This is a genomic window from Xanthomonas arboricola pv. juglandis (assembly GCF_905367715.1).
In the GTDB taxonomy this organism is placed as follows: Bacteria; Pseudomonadota; Gammaproteobacteria; order Xanthomonadales; family Xanthomonadaceae; genus Xanthomonas; species Xanthomonas arboricola.
In genome coordinates, this window is the sequence record NZ_HG999362.1 from 2849453 (window position 1) to 2864774 (window position 15322).

At 65.9% G+C, this 15322-nt stretch carries 11 protein-coding genes; 6 read left to right on the forward strand and 5 right to left on the reverse strand.

Annotation, left to right across the window (positions count from 1 at the left end):
• Positions 1 to 31 precede the first annotated feature (31 nt).
• A complete protein-coding gene (locus tag KHN93_RS12415) occupies positions 32 to 1459 on the forward strand; it encodes a DHA2 family efflux MFS transporter permease subunit (protein ID WP_211920246.1) in 1428 nt (475 codons plus the stop codon).
• A gap of 203 nt (positions 1460 to 1662) precedes the next feature.
• Here KHN93_RS12415 and KHN93_RS12420 read toward each other — a convergent pair whose 3' ends face one another.
• The 4 genes from KHN93_RS12420 to KHN93_RS12435 form a co-directional block, all read right to left on the reverse strand.
• On the reverse strand, positions 1663 to 2085 hold the full coding sequence (locus tag KHN93_RS12420; protein WP_047130330.1) for a hypothetical protein: 423 nt from the start codon (positions 2083 to 2085) through the stop codon (positions 1663 to 1665).
• On the reverse strand, positions 2082 to 2426 hold the full coding sequence (locus KHN93_RS12425; RefSeq protein WP_047130329.1) for an alcohol dehydrogenase catalytic domain-containing protein: 345 nt from the start codon (positions 2424 to 2426) through the stop codon (positions 2082 to 2084). Before KHN93_RS12425 ends, KHN93_RS12420 begins: the two co-directional genes overlap by 4 nt.
• A 180-nt stretch (positions 2427 to 2606) precedes the next feature.
• A complete protein-coding gene (locus tag KHN93_RS12430) occupies positions 2607 to 3461 on the reverse strand; it encodes an oxidoreductase (RefSeq protein WP_211920248.1) in 855 nt (284 codons plus the stop codon).
• Positions 3462 to 3601: 140 nt separating this feature from the next.
• On the reverse strand, positions 3602 to 4177 hold the full coding sequence (locus KHN93_RS12435; protein ID WP_016904436.1) for a TetR/AcrR family transcriptional regulator: 576 nt from the start codon (positions 4175 to 4177) through the stop codon (positions 3602 to 3604).
• 131 nt (positions 4178 to 4308) lie between these two features.
• Here KHN93_RS12435 and KHN93_RS12440 point away from each other — a divergent pair, with 131 nt between their 5' ends.
• The 3 genes from KHN93_RS12440 to KHN93_RS12450 all read left to right on the forward strand — a co-directional run bounded on the left by KHN93_RS12440 (position 4309) and on the right by KHN93_RS12450 (position 7454).
• Complete coding sequence (locus KHN93_RS12440) at positions 4309 to 5391, forward strand: alkene reductase (protein ID WP_047128870.1); 1083 nt, start codon at positions 4309 to 4311, stop codon at positions 5389 to 5391.
• 48 nt (positions 5392 to 5439) lie between these two features.
• Positions 5440 to 6228, forward strand: a complete 789-nt coding sequence (locus tag KHN93_RS12445; RefSeq protein WP_047130328.1) for an SDR family NAD(P)-dependent oxidoreductase — start codon at positions 5440 to 5442, stop codon at positions 6226 to 6228.
• 98 nt (positions 6229 to 6326) lie between these two features.
• Positions 6327 to 7454, forward strand: coding sequence for an NADP-dependent oxidoreductase (locus KHN93_RS12450; protein ID WP_230673826.1), 1128 nt, complete (start codon positions 6327 to 6329; stop codon positions 7452 to 7454).
• Between the two features lie 581 nt (positions 7455 to 8035).
• Here the strand turns inward: KHN93_RS12450 and KHN93_RS12455 are convergent.
• A complete protein-coding gene (locus KHN93_RS12455) occupies positions 8036 to 13045 on the reverse strand; it encodes an NAD-glutamate dehydrogenase (protein ID WP_047130326.1) in 5010 nt (1669 codons plus the stop codon).
• Positions 13046 to 13333: 288 nt separating this feature from the next.
• On the opposite strand from KHN93_RS12455, the gene KHN93_RS12460 reads away from it, so the two are divergent.
• Complete coding sequence (locus KHN93_RS12460; RefSeq protein WP_039526767.1) at positions 13334 to 13993, forward strand: TetR/AcrR family transcriptional regulator; 660 nt, start codon at positions 13334 to 13336, stop codon at positions 13991 to 13993.
• A 14-nt stretch (positions 13994 to 14007) separates the two neighbouring features.
• Positions 14008 to 15315 carry an efflux RND transporter periplasmic adaptor subunit gene (locus tag KHN93_RS12465; RefSeq protein WP_039522021.1) on the forward strand — a complete coding sequence of 436 codons (1308 nt, stop codon included), beginning with the start codon at positions 14008 to 14010 and terminating at the stop codon, positions 15313 to 15315.
• The last annotated feature ends 7 nt before the right edge of the window (positions 15316 to 15322 follow it).

A 15322-nucleotide genomic window follows, 5' to 3' on the forward strand; every position in this document is an offset into this window, starting at 1 on the left:
CCACCGATGCGGCCCCGCAACCGAGAGTCCGATGTCCTCCAGCGTGTCCGAGGCCGGCGTCACGCCGCCGCGTTATCCCGATTACCGCATCATCTCGCTGATCCTGGCCTGCGCCATCTTCATGGAGCAGATGGATGCCACCGTGCTGGCGACCGCGCTGCCGACCCTGGCGCGCGATTTCGGCGTTGCCGCGCCGGCGATGAGCATCGCCATGACCAGCTATCTGCTGGCGCTGGCGGTGCTGATCCCGGCCAGCGGCGCGATCGCAGACCGCTTCGGCCTGCGCCGGGTGTTCGGCGCATCGATCTGGGTATTCGTCGGCGGCTCGATCCTGTGTTCGCTGGCCGACAGCCTGCCCACCATGGTCGCCGCGCGTGTGCTGCAAGGCGCCGGCGGCGCGATGATGGCCCCGCTCGGCCGGCTGATCCTGCTGCGCACGGTGGAGCGCCGTCATCTGGTGTCGGCCATGGCCTGGACGCTGGTGCCGGCCTTCATCGGCCCGATGCTGGGCCCGCCGCTGGGCGGATTTTTCGTCTCGTATCTGGACTGGCGCTGGATCTTCTACATCAACGTGCCGATCGGCATTGCCGGCTTTTTGCTGGTACGCCGTTTCATCCCGGAAATTCCCACCGAAACCACACCGGCACGTTTCGACCTGCGCGGTTTTGTGCTGTGCGGCACCGCGTTGGGCTGCCTGTTGTTCGGCCTGGAAATGGTCAGCCAGCAGGACGGCATCGGCACCGCGAGCTGGCTGCTGGCCATCGGCGGCAGCGCTGCGCTGGGGTATCTATGGCATGCACGCCACCACCCCGCTCCGCTGCTGGACCTGAGCCTGCTGCGGATCGATTCGTTCCGCTTGTCGGTAATCGGCGGTGCGCTGATGCGCATCACCCAGGGCGCGCATCCATTCCTGCTGCCGCTGCTGTTCCAGATCGGCTTCGGCATGAGCGCCGCGCACAGCGGGCGCCTGATCCTGGCCACCGCGCTCGGCGCACTGCTGATGCGCAGCATCACCCCGCAGTTGCTGCGCCGCTTCGGCTATCGCAACAGCCTGATCGGCAACGGCGTGCTCGCCAGCCTGGGCTACATGGTCTGCGCGTTGTTCCGGCCCGACTGGCCGCCGGCGCTGATGTTCGGCCTGCTGCTGTGCTGCGGCGCCTTCATGTCGTTCCAGTTCGCTGCCTACAACACCATCGCCTACGAAAACGTGCCCGCATCGCGCATGAGCCGCGCCAGCAGCCTGTACACCACCTTGCAGCAACTGATGCTCTCGGTGGGCGTATGCGCCGGCGCAATGATCCTCAAGCTGGCGATGCTGGCCGGCGATCACACCCAACCGGCGCAACGCGATTTTTCGCTGGCGTTCTGCGTGGTCAGCCTGATTTCGCTCAGCGCCACCTGGTGGCATGTGCGTTTCGACAAGGATGCCGGGCAGGAAATGAGCGGGCACCGGGCTTAGAGCGGCTGACAGCAGGGCTGCGTAGCCGGAGCAGCTACACAGCTGTTACTGGAATCGGCGTGCATCGCCCCGGCAACTGCGGTTTCCATGCGACATCCACATCCAGTTGCCAACTGCTCGCACCGCTTGGTTGGCCAGTCTTGCAGCGTGTCATGTCCGCCAACTCGCATGACGGCACCCCACAGGCGCCGCCATGCCTGCCATCATCGCGCCTTGTCGTTTTGCCGCGACCCGGCCTCGGCACGCGTCACCAGCAGGAACGCCAGCGGAAAGCCGATCTCGATCGCGACTGCCGCGAAGATGCCGGCGTTGACATGCCCGGCCACCCACTCCGCCACGCCCAGCACTGCCAGCAACAAACACGCGGTGACGAAGCCCGCAATCACGGCACGGCGCCCTGGCGACGGTGGCGCCGTTCGCACCAGCAGCAGCATGACGCCGATGGCCGCATACAGCGGTGCGGCGCGTCGGCCGAGCACGCCCAGCGCGTCGCTGTCGAAGGCCACGCCCCAGTTGGCCAGCATGGCCGCAGGCGCCAGCAGCCAGGCAGCGCCCAACGCGAAGAATGACAACGCCGACAGCGTGGCCAGGTAGCGAAATGCGCGCGATGCAATCGGCGCGCTCATGCGTTCACCTCCACAACCGTGCGCCCCTGCACCTTCCGCGCCTCGCCACCAGAGTGGGGCTGATGCAATCCCCGGCCGCTGGTCAGCACCCGGTCTGCAACCACAATTCCGGCATCGCGGGACGCTTGGACCACACCGGCAAGATCGACGCCAGGAATCAGCGGAAGATGGCGAATGATCGGGCCACCTCCGCTCACCATCATCGCGTGGTGGTCGTTGCCGGTCGAATACTGGACAGCAACCCTCACCTCGCCCGGCATCAACGCGTCTTCGTTGAACTGGGCCAGCCTGGTAACCACCGGCTCGCGGGTCTGAACGCTAAGCACTGCATTGAAGGTCATTGCCTTCTCCTGTTGGGGTCAAGGCCGCGCGCGACCGCGTCACCACCGACGCATCGATAACGGCATGCACACTGCAGTCGCTGCAGCTCGTTTGTGCAGCGGTGCAACCCGGCGTGGCGCAGCTGAAACCTGTTGCGCTCACCGCCAGGGCCGGCACTTGCAGTGGTTTGTCGGCCTTGCTTATCCGGCGTGGGATGGCGTCGTCGTCTCGGACGGCGTCTTCGCATCGAGCTGCAGGTTCTTGCGAATCAGCGCCTGAAACACGCCTGCCGGCGCAAACCGCCGCAAGAACTGCAGCTGTCCGGCGATCTTGCCCGCGGTGTAGCGCACCTTGGGCTGCTGGGCGCGCGCCGCCTTCACCACCACGTCGGCCACGACGGAGGGCTCGTCAGCGCTTGCCATTGCCTGCGCCACCACTTGGCCGACCTGGGTACGCACCTGCCGGTAGTTTTCCAGCGGCGCATCCGGGGCGAGAGTGTTCGCTTCGAATTGGGTCCTGGTATAGGCCGGCTCGATTACCGTGACCCGGATTCCGTAGCTGCGCAGTTCGTGGTCCACCGCTTCGGAGTAACCCTCCACCGCGTGCTTGCTGGCCGCGTACAGCGCCGCATACGGCGTGGGCACCAGCCCGATGATCGAGCCGATGTTGATGATGCGGCCACTACCCTGGCGCCGCATGTGCGGCACCACTGCGCGCGTCATGCGCACGACACCGAGGAAGTTGGTGTCGAGGATGGCCTTGGCCTGTTCGATCGAGCTTTCCTCCGCAGCGGCGGGAGACACACCGAAACCGGCGTTATTGACCAGCAGGTCGATGCGCCCTTCGCGTCGCAGCAGCTCCTGGATCGCAGCGTCGACCGATTCGTTGCTGGTCACATCCAGCGCCAGCAGCGTGAAGGCGCGCTGCCCGGACTGCGCGCCGCGACGGCTGGTGCCGTACACCGTATAACCGGCGGCAGCCAACGCGTTGGCAGTTGCTTCGCCGATGCCGGAGGAGGCGCCGGTCACCAGCGCAACAGGGGGTTTGCTTGTCATTGGAATTCCTTGAGTGCAGTGAGTGACAGGGCGGCAGCCGATTGACGATCACGCCGCGACTGGGATGCGATGGCTTGGCTAAAAACGCAGTTCTATCGGTGAAACCTCGGCCACGTGTGTGGCGGATGCACGCCTGTCGATTAGTTGGATGCCTGCAACGACGACAGGATCTGGTCGCGACACACCGCGATGATTTCGTCGGCCAGTGGCGAATCGTTCGGGCACGACCGCGACAGCACGATGGCGCCGATGGCATGCGCCATCATGTCAAGGTTGCTGGCGCGCTCCGCTGCTGCCTCGGCGGTGCCGGGCGCAGCGCCGCTGCGGTCGAGCGAGGCCAACAGGTTTTCGACCCCGGCGGCGAACGCCTCGCGCACTTCCTCCGGCTGGCGCGCGGCATCGGCGCCCAGCGCAGCCATCGTGCAGCCGGTGGCAAGGCTGTCGCGATGTCCGCGCGACAGATAGAAGTTCACGAAATCTGCCTTGTCCACGTGCTCGGTCTGCGCGGCGATGTTGGCCAGGCCACAGGCCGCCGATTCGGCCATCAGATCCGCCTTGGAGCGGAACTGCTTGTAGAAGCCGCCGTGGGTGAACCCTGCAGCGGCCATCAGATCGGCGATGCCGATCCCTTCGTAACCGCGCTCGCGAAACAGCACCGAGGCGGTCTCGACGACGTGCGCCCGGTTTGCCTGCGCCTGTGCCTTGGTCACTTTCATCGTTGGGACACTCCGTGCTTGTGCGGGACTGGGGAGAGCAGCAGCTTACTTTGATGTCATTCGTCATCAAAGTGTTGACACTTTAGATTTTGATCGTAATCTTTGTCAACCACTGATTCCGAGCACCGCCAATGACCCACCCTTCGCTGTTCGAACCCTATGCACTGGGCGCGCTGACCCTGGCCAACCGCATCGTGATGGCCCCGCTGACCCGCAACCGTGCGGGCGCCGGCCTGGTGCCGAGCGCACTGGCGGCCACCTATTACGCCCAGCGCGCCTCGGCCGGCCTGCTGATCACCGAGGCCACCCAGATCTCGCCGCAGGCCCAGGGCTATCAGGACACCCCTGGCCTGTACACGCCCGAGCAGATCGCCGGCTGGCGTGCGGTCACCGACGCCGTGCATGCCAAGGGCGGGCGCATCTTCGTGCAGTTGTGGCATGTGGGCCGGGTGTCGCATGTCGACCTGCAGCCGGGCGGCGCCGCACCGGTCGCGCCGTCGGCGATCCGCGCGGCGACCAAGGTGTTCGTCAACAACGGCTTTGCCGATGTCTCCGAACCACGCGCGCTTGAGCTGCACGAACTGCCGGGCATCGTCGACGACTTCCGCCAGGCAGCGGCCAATGCGATTGCCGCCGGCTTCGATGGTGTCGAAATCCACGGCGCCAACGGCTACCTGCTGGAGCAGTTCATCAAGGACGGCGCCAACCAGCGCACCGATGCCTACGGCGGCTCGATCGAGAACCGCGCACGCCTGTTGCTGGAGGTGGTCGCTGCAGTGAGCAAGCAGATCGGCGCCGATCGCACCGGCGTGCGCATCTCGCCGGTGTCGCCGGCAAGCGGCATTTCCGGCAGCGATCCGCAGCCGCAATACGACTACATCGCCGAACAGCTCGATGCGCTGGGCATCGTCTACCTGCACGTGGTCGAAGGTGCGACCGGCGGCCCGCGCGACGCGGCCCCGTTCGACTATGCCGCGCTGCGCAGCAAGTTCACCCGTACCTATCTGGCCAACAACGGCTACGACCTGGAACTGGCCAACGCCCAGTTGCGCGCAGGCAACGTCGACCTGGTGGCCTTCGGCCGCCCGTTCATCAGCAACCCCGATCTTGTCGAACGTCTGCACACCGGCGCAGCGCTCGCGCCGTTGAATCCGGCCACGCTCTACGGCGGTGGCGCCGAAGGTTATATCGACTACCCGTCCCTCGCCGGCTGAGGCTGTCTCGCCTGGCGTCTTTCATCCACTGTCATCAAGGAACTCTGCATGTCCACACTTCCCGCTGTCCTCATCACTGGCGCCTCCACCGGTATCGGCGCCGTCTACGCCGAGCGCTTTGCGCAACGCGGCCACAACCTGGTGCTGGTGGCACGCGACAAGGCCCGCCTGGATGCGCTGGCGGCGCGTCTGCACGCTGCACATGGCGTCAGCGTCGACGTGCTGCAGGCCGACCTGACCCAGCCCGCCGACCTGACCGCAGTAGAAGCCCGCCTGCGCGACGACGCGCAGATCGGCATCCTGATCAACAACGCGGGCATGGCGCAGTCCGGCGGCATCCTGCAGCAGAACGCCGAGGCGATCGACCGCCTGCTCGCGCTCAATGTCACCGCGTTGACGCGCCTGTCTGCCGCGGTTGCGCCGCGCTTTGCGCAGTCCGGCACCGGCGCGATCGTCAATCTTGGTTCGGTGGTGGGCTTCGCTCCCGAATTCGGCATGAGCGTCTATGGCGCCACCAAGGCCTTTGTGCTGTTCCTGTCGCAGGGGCTGCACCTGGAGCTGGGAGCCAAGGGCGTCTATGTGCAAGCCGTGTTGCCGGCCGGTACGCGCACCGAGATCTGGGGGCGTGCCGGTATCGACGTCAACACGCTCAGCGATCTGATGGACGTGGGCGAACTGGTCGATGCGGCACTGGTTGGTTTCGATCGCCGCGAACTGGTCACCATCCCGCCGCTGCACGTAGCCGAACGTTGGGACGCACTGGATGGCGCGCGCCAGGGGCTGCTGTCTGACATCCGCCAGGCCACCGCCGCCGAGCGCTATCAGCCGGCGGCCTGACCGGCCCGGCGTCGCAACCGCCCGCAGCGCTTGCCCTGGTGAGCGCTGCGGACCTGGGGTGATGCGTCGCGCACTCGCCCTGCTGCATGGATGCGTCGATGCAAACCGCCCACATGGCGATCAGGCTGCAGGCAAGCAGTTGCCAGCGCACAGGTGAAGGCGGCCGGGGATCGCATCGCGCCCGGCCACGCATCCAGACAACGACAGCATTGGACCCGAACCAGATGAAAGCACTCACCTTCAAACGCTATGGCAAATCTCCCGACATCGGCTTAAGCGAGCGCGCCCGCCCGACGCTGCAGCCCGACGAACTGCTGGTCGAGGTGCACGCCGCTGGCGTAAACCCGATCGACAACATGATTCCCACCGGCATCTTCAAACCCGTGGTGAAGTTCGAGCTGCCCGCCACGCTGGGCAGCGACGTGGCCGGAATCGTCATCGATGTCGGCAGCCGCGTCACCCGCTTCAAGCGGGGCGATGCGATTTTTGCCAGCGTGTTCGATCTTGGCCGCGGCACCATCGCCGAGTATGTCGCGGTACCGGAAAGCGCCGCAGCGTTGAAGCCGGCCAATCTGGATTTTGTGCAGGCGGCATCGCTGCCGATGGTCGCGCTCACGTCCTGGCAGGCTCTGACGGAACGTGCCGACCTGCAGCCCGGCCAGAAGGTGTTCATCCCTGCCGGTTCCGGCGGTATCGGCACCATCGCGATCCAGTTGGCAAAACATCTCGGCGCCACCGTCGGCACCACCACCAGCACCGGCAATGTCGCGCTGGTGAATAGCCTTGGCGCAGACGAGGTAGTCGACTACAAGCAACAGGACTTCGAGACCGTGCTGCGCGGCTACGACATCGCGCTTGGCACGATGCGGGGCGATACGATCGAAAAATCGCTCGCCATCCTCAAGCCCGGCGGCAGGATCGTGTCACTGGTCGGGCCGCTGGATGCAGCCTTTGCCCGCGCACGCCGGTTGAATGTCGTGCTGCAATTCGTCTTCGCCATGATGAGCCGCAAGATCATCCGTCTAGCGAACAAGCACAACGTCGCCTACTCGTTCCTGTTCGTACGCCCCAATGGCACGCAGCTGGCCAAAATCGGCGAATTGCTCGAAGCCGAACGCCTCCGCCCGGTCATCGACAAGGTGTTTGCGTTCGACCAGGCAAAGCAGGCGCTGGAGCATCTGGCGCAAGGCCGCGCCAAGGGCAAGGTGGTCGTCAAGATCAAGTAAGAAGCCGGATACAGATCCGTGGGCCAGGCTGCGATACAAGAAGCCCGACAGCGCGAACCATGCCGTCGTACTGTTTCAACGATAGTGCGCAACACATGTACATGGTTGTAGATGCGGACTGGAAATGTGCAATCCGGTTGCAGGGCACCCAATCTGCGGCTTATCTGGAGGCCCTTGCCCGCCCACCGTCGCGGGACACGCCGCATGTACGTCCATGCAGGCTCTTACGCGGCATCCATGCCGCGTAAGGTCCCGCGACGGTGGGCGGGCAAGGACGCGTCAGAATGGTAGGTTTGCGTAGTTTTAAACAAGGCAACAAATCAACCATCTGGTGCGATGTCATCGCCGATTGCGTGACCCGTGGCGGCATGGGTGCCGCCACGCAGCCTCCACAAACGGATTCACGACGTGTCCCGCGTGCGGTGAGGGCACCGCACGCTCGACTCACCAGCAAGCGTCGTTTGAGGCGCACAGCAGCAAGCCCAACGGCGGCACTTTGATGCAAGACAACGAGGTTGCCGTCCGACTACCGCGAGGATGATGACGAAGCACACGCTCCGCCATCACCTCGCTGCACACGCTTACATCCCGTGCGCAGCCAACTGCCCAAGTCGCTGCACCGCGACCGACACGGTCGGGTAGTCCAGCGTCTTCTGCTCGGCCACATCAGCCAGCATCGCCAGGGTGAAGCGCAGGCTGGAATCGTCGCGTGCCAGCCAGTTGGCCACCTTGTCCTCGGCACTGCTGCCGGGCAGGGTCAGCACCTGCGCCACCAGTGCGCGCTGATGTGCGGCCAGCTCGTCGCGCAGCACGCCACGTGCCACTGCATGCCAGCGGCCGTTGACCTCCAGCGCGTCGATCTGCTCGAACAACCATGGCAGGCGCAGCGCTTCGCCCAGGCGGAAATGCACCTTGGACACGTCCACCGGCTTGAGCTTGCGGGTGCGCGCGGTTTCGATGATGTCGAAGGCCGGTTCCAGGTAACGCAGCTCGCACAGCTGCTGCGCCAGTTGCGGCGGCAGGCCCTTGTCCTGCCATTCCTGTACGCTGGCTTCGTACTGCGGGCGCTGCGCATCCGACAGCACGCCGGAAGCGATACGGATGTCGTTGAATGGGCCGTGGTAACGCTCCACCGCCGCAGTGATGCCCGGCATCTGGCCCGGACGCAACAGCAGCCAACGCACGAACGAACGCTGCAGGCGCCAGATCACTTCCAGCGCGTCGATCTGCACCGACTCGGGCACCTTGCCGTCCAACGCGTCGATCTGCGTCCACAGCGCGCGTGCATCCAGCGTTTCGCGGCTGATGGTGTAGGCCTTGGCGACCTCGGCGATGCTGCGGCCGGTGTCTTCCTGCATGCGCATCAGGAAGGTGGCGCCCATGCGGTTGATGGTGGTGTTGGTCACCGCGGTGGCGATGATCTCGCGCTTGAGGCGGTGACGCTCCATCGCATCGGCGTACTTTTTCTGCAGCGGCTGCGGGAAGTAGCGCTGCAATTCCTTGGACAGATACGGGTCTTCGGGAATATCCGATTCCAGCAGCTGCTGGAACGCCACCAGCTTGGAGTACGACAACAGCACCGACAGCTCCGGGCGCGACAAGCCCTGCCCGCGCGCCTTGCGTGCGGACAGTTCGGCATCGGACGGCAGGAACTCGATCTGGCGATCGAGCAGGCCCTGCAATTCCAGCGTGCGGATGAAGTGCTGCTTGGAGCCGAGACGCTTGACGCTCATCCGCTCCATCAGGCTGATCGCCTGGTTCTGGCGGTAGTTGTCCCACAACACCAGGTCGGCCACTTCGTCGGTCATCGAGGCGAGCAATGTGTTGCGCGCGTCGTAGGTGAGCTTCTTGGCCTGCACCATGTCGTTGAGCAGGATCTTGATATTCACCTCGTGATCGGAGGTGTCCACGCCGGCCGAGTTGTCGATGAAGTCGGTGTTGAGCAGCACCCCGGCCTGCGCGGCCTCGATGCGGCCGAGCTGGGTCAGGCCCAGGTTGCCGCCCTCGCCCACCACCTTGCAGCGCAGCTCGCCGCCGTTGACGCGCAGGCCGTTGTTGGCGCGGTCGCCCACATCGGCGTGCGACTCGCTGGACGCCTTGACGTAGGTGCCGATGCCGCCATTCCAGAACAGGTCCACCGGGGCCTTGAGGATGGCGTTCATCAGCTCGTTGGGCGAGAGCTGCTTGACGCTGGATTCCAAGCCCAGGACCTCGCGCACCGGCGCGCTGATGTCGATGGACTTAAGCGTGCGCGGATAGATGCCACCGCCGGCGCTGATCAGCTTGGCCTCGTAGTCGGCCCAGCTGGAACGCGGCAGCTTGAACAGGCGCTCGCGCTCGGCGAACGAGGCAGCGGCATCCGGATTGGGATCCAGGAAGATATGCCGGTGATCGAATGCGGCCAGCAGGCGGATATGCCGCGACAACAGCATGCCGTTGCCGAACACGTCGCCGGACATGTCGCCGATGCCGACCACGCTGAAATCCTGGCTCTGGCAGTCGCGCCCCATCGCGCGGAAATGGCGCTTGACCGACTCCCACGCACCGCGCGCAGTGATGCCCATGCCCTTGTGGTCGTAACCGACCGAACCGCCGGAAGCGAACGCATCGCCCAGCCAGAAGCCGTGGTCCAGCGCCAGCCCGTTGGCGATGTCGGAGAACGTGGCGGTGCCCTTGTCGGCCGCGACCACCAGGTACGGATCATCCTGGTCGTGACGCACCACCTGCGGCGGCGGCACGATCTTGCCGCCGACGATGTTGTCGGTAATGTCGAGCAGGCTCTGGATGAACAGCTTGTAGCAGGCGATGCCTTCGGCCTGGATCGCATCACGATCGCCGCCGACCGGCGAGCGCTTGACGTAGAAACCGCCCTTGGCACCGACCGGCACGATGACGGTGTTCTTGACCATCTGCGCCTTGACCAGGCCCAGCACCTCGGTGCGGAAATCCTCGCGCCGGTCCGACCAGCGCAGGCCGCCGCGCGCCACCGCGCCGAAGCGCAGGTGCACGCCTTCCACCCGCGGGCTGTAGACGAAGATCTCGCGGTACGGACGCGGCTTGGGCAGGTCCGGCACGATCGAAGAATCCAGCTTGAAGCTGATGCAGTGGCCGTGCTTGCCGCTCTTGTCGGTCTGGTAATAGTTGGTGCGCAGCGTGGCGTCGATCACACCGATGAAGCTGCGCAGGATGCGGTCCTCGTCCAGGCTGGAGACGCGATCCATCAGCTTCAGCAGCGTCGCGCGCGTGGCTTCCTGCTGCGCATCGCGGTCGCTGCCGCGCGCCTGCAGTACCGGCTCCAGCGCCTTGAGCGTGGCCTCGTCGTCACCGGCCAGCACCGACAGTTCCTCGCGCAGGCGTTCCTGCCCGGCGAAGATCTGCGCCTTGGTCTCGCTGCCGGTGGCCGGATCGAAGCGCGCTTCGAACAGTTCCACCAACAGGCGCGCCAGCAGCGGGTAACGGGTAAACGTCGTCTCGACGTAGGCCTGCGAGAACGGCACCGCGGTCTGCAGCAGATACTTGCAGTAGCCGCGCAGCAGCGCGACCTGCCGCCAGTGCAGGCCGGCGGCCAGGATCAGGCGGTTGAAGCCGTCGTTTTCGGCATCGCCGCTCCAGATCCGCTCGAAGGCTTCGCCGAAACCGGCGTCAGCATTGGCTGCGTTGATCTTGCCGGAGGTCGATTCGACCTCGAAATCCTGGATGTAGACCGGCGTCTCGCCGACCTGCAGCCGGTACGGCCGCTCGGAGATCACCCGCAGGCCCATGTTCTCCATCATCGGCATCGCATCGGACAACGGAATGTCGTCGAGCTGGCGATACAGCTTCAGGCGCAGGCCTTCGCCAGCGTCCAGCCGCACGCCGTCGTCGCGACGGATCTCCTGCAGGCTCAGGTGCAGGTCGTCCGGGCCGTCCAGTGCGGCCAGATGCTCGACGTCGGACACCGCCGATTCGATCGACGAGTCCTCGATATAGCCGGCCGGCAGCGCACGCCCGAAGTTGGCAGCCATGCGCAGGCCATTGACCTCGCCATGCCGCGCCACCAGCGCCTCGCGCAGGGCATCGCGCCAGTTGCGCAGCAGATGCGCCAGCCGCGACTCGAGTTCGGTGGTGTTGAATTCCAGCGCCTCGCCACTCTTGGGCCGCACGATCAGGTGCAGCTGCGCCAGCGGCGACTCACCCAGCACCACGCTGGAATCGATGTATTCGCCGTGCAGCGCATCCTTGAGCAAGGCCTCGATGCGCAGCCGCACATCGGTGTTGAAGCGCTCGCGCGGGATGTACACCAGCGCGGAGATGAAGCGGCTGTACTTGTCGCGGCGCAGGAACATGCGGCTGCGCACGCGCTCCTGCAGGCCGAGGATGCCGATCGCGGTGCGATACAGCTCTTCCTCGTTGGACTGGAACAGCTCCTCGCGCGGCAGCGTCTCGAGAATGTGCCGCAACGCCTTGCCGCTGTGGCTGCTCGGGGTCAGCCCGGACTTGCTCATCACGTATTCGTGGCGCTGGCGCACCAGCGGGATTTCCCACGGGCGGCGGTTGTAGGCGCTGGAAGTGAACAGGCCCAGGAAACGCTGCTCGCCGACGATGCGGCCCTTGGCATCGAATTCCAGGATGCCGATGTAATCCATGTAGCCGACCCGATGCACGCGCGAGCGCGCATTGGTCTTGGTCAGGATCAGCGCATCCTTGAGCTTGGCCGAAGTGTTCAGGCCGTGCGCCGCCAGCGTGGTCACCGGGCGCGCCGGCGAAGTATCGCGGCCGCGCATCAGGCCCAGGCCGGTTTCTTCCACCGGCGCCAGCACGTCCTGGCCGTCCTGCTTCTCCACGCGGTACTCGCGATAGCCGAAGAAGGTGAAGTGATCGGCCGCCGCCCAGCGCAGGAATTCCTGCGCCTCGTGGCGACTGATGTCGTCCATCGGCAGGCGGCGGGTGGCCAGGTCGTCGGCCAGCATCACCATCTTTTCGCGCATCGACGCCCAGTCGTGCACGATCGCGCGCACCTCGCCCAGCACCTTGCGCACCGCCGCTTCCACCTTGGGCATGTCCTCGGCGGGCTGGCGGTCGATCTCCAGCACCATCAGCGACTCGCTCTTGCCCTCGCCCACCGCGGTCAGCTTGCCGGCCTTGTCGCGCGCGATGCGCAGCACCGGGTGGCCGAGCACGTGCACGCCGATGCCCAGGTCCGACAGCGTCATGCTCACCGAGTCCACCAGGAACGGCATGTCGTCGTTGACGATCTGCAGCAGCGTGTGCGGCGACTCGTAGCCGTGGCTCTTCAGGGTCGGGTTGAACACCCGCACATTGACCGTGCCGGCCTTGCGCGTACGCGCAAATTCCAGCATGTCCGCCGCCAGGGCCGCCCACTGCTCGGGCGGGTGGTTGGGGAACTCGTCCTCTTCCATGCGCCGGTAGAAGTCGGCTGCGAACAGCTGCACCTCGGACTGGCGGGCGGCCGGGTAGCGCTTGCGCAACGCGGCAAACACCGGCTCCAGGGTGACCGCCTGCGGCGCAGTGGCAAGCACGGGGACGGCATGGTCGGCGACCGGTTTGACCGACGTCGTGGACGATTTCGAAGCAGCTTTCTTGGCTGTCATGAGAGCGCTGGGATGCTCGGTGGAAAACCTGAATTGTACCGGCGCCGCATGAAGACGCCTTGCTGCATAGCGCAAAATCCTGGTCGGGCGCCCGCCCCCGGCGCGGCGCGAAGCACTACTCGACTGTAATTCCTGCAGCGGCGCCGAATTGCCGCCTGCATGGCCACCCGCCAGACCGCCACAACCGGCAAAGTCCGGCCGGGCGCTTGGGCCACAAGGCGTGGCGCAGACAGAACTGCGACCGTCAAGCCTGTTTAAAAACTAAACTGGACGGTATAGTCTACCGCCATGACCCCCCGTTCCCACCGTGCTGCCCGGCGCTCGGACTGCGATCGCCGCATCCATGCGGCTGTGCATACGCTGCTTGCCGAGCGCGGCATGCGGCTGAGCATGGACGCGGTGGCCGAGCGTGCCGGCTGTTCCAAGCAGACGCTCTACAGTTATTACGGTTGTAAAGAAAACCTGCTGCGCGATGTGCTTCAGGACCATGTGCATCTGGCCACGGTGCCGCTGGGCACCGCCTCGGGCGAGTTGCGCGAGGATCTGCTGGCCTTCGCGCTGGCCCACCTTGACCGCCTGAACAGCCCGGATGTGTTACAGACCTGCCGGTTGGTGGAAGCCGAATCGCACCGGTTCCCCGATCAGTCGCAGCAGATCTTCCAGGACGGGGTCGTCGGCATGCAGCAGCGCCTGGCGCAGCGCTTTGAGCAGGCGATGCAGGCCGGCCAGCTGCGCCATGACGATCCGCACTGTATGGCCGAACTGCTGTTGAGCATGATCGTCGGTCTGGATTTCGACCGGCAACGCTTTCAGGTTCCCCACCGCGCCGGCCTTCCCGCCAGGCAGCAGTGGGCGCAATTCGCTGTCGACACCTTCCTGCGCGCATTTGCCGCGGTCGCTGCCACGCCTTCGCTGTCCCCGCTTTCCTTTCTCACTTCAAGACCCTAACGGAGTTCCTCCTGATGATCGCCCCGCTCCGCACATTCGGCCTGGCCTGTGCCATCACCCTGGCGCTGGCTGCCTGCAGCAAGCCCGAACAACAGCAGGCGCCGCCGCCGCCGGAAGTGTCGGTGCTGGAAATGAAGCCGCAGACCCTGCCGCTGGAACGCGACCTGGTCGGCCGGCTGTCGGCATTCCGCTCGGCCGACGTGCGCGCGCGCGTGGACGGCGTACTGCTCAAGCGCCTGTACACCGAAGGCACCGACGTCAAGGAAGGCCAGCCGCTGTTCGAGATCGACCCGGCGCCGCTGAAGGCCACGCTGCTGCAGGCGCAAGGCCAGCTGGCCGCCGCCGAGGCGACCTATGCCAATGCCCAGGTCGCCGCCAAGCGCGCGCGCAGCCTGGCCCCGCAGCAGTACGTGTCGCGTGCCGACATCGACAACGCCGAAGCCACCGAGCGCTCCTCCAGCGCCAACGTGCAGCAGGCACGCGGCCAGGTCCAGTCCGCCCGCATCCAGCTCGGCTTTGCCAGCGTCACCTCGCCGATCACCGGCCGCGCCGGCATCCAGCGCGTGACCGAGGGTGCGTTGGTGGGCTCGGGTGAAGCGACCCTGCTGACCACGGTCGACCAGATCGACCCGCTGTATGTGAACTTTGCGATGAGCAGCGAAGAGCTCGCCGCCCTGCGCCAGGCCCAGAGCAGCGGCAACGTGCAGCTCAGCGGCGACGGCAAGTCCACCATCAACGTGGAACTGGGCAACGGCACGCAGTACCCGCACCCGGGTACGCTGGATGTGTCGGCGGTGACGGTGGACCCGAGCACCGGTGCGGTGTCGCTGCGCGCAACCCTGCCCAATCCGGAGCAGGCGCTGCTGCCGGGCGCGTTCGTGACCTTCAAGGCCAGCCTTGGCCAGCGCAACAACGCCTATCTGCTGCCGCAGCAGGCCGTGCAGCGCGATGCCACAGGCGCCTATGCGCTGGTGCTGGGCAAGGACGGCAAGGTGGCACGCAAGAATCTCACCGTCGATGGCCAGCAGAAGGGCCAGTGGATCGTCACCGCGGGCATGACCCCGGGCGACCAGGTGATCGTCGACGGAGTGCAGAAGGCGAAGGAAGGCCAGCCGGCCAAGGGCGTGCCGTGGGATCCTAACAAGCCGGCGCAGGGCGGCCAGCCGGGCGCACCGGGCGCGGCTCCGGCCGCCGCCCAGGGTGGCGGCGCGCAGGCCGCACCGGCAGCCGACAAGGCCGATGCAGCGGCACCGGCCGCGCAGGAACAGTCCAAGCCGGACGCTGCGGCGCAGCCGGCCGACTCCCAGTCCAAGCAGCAGTAACGGAACC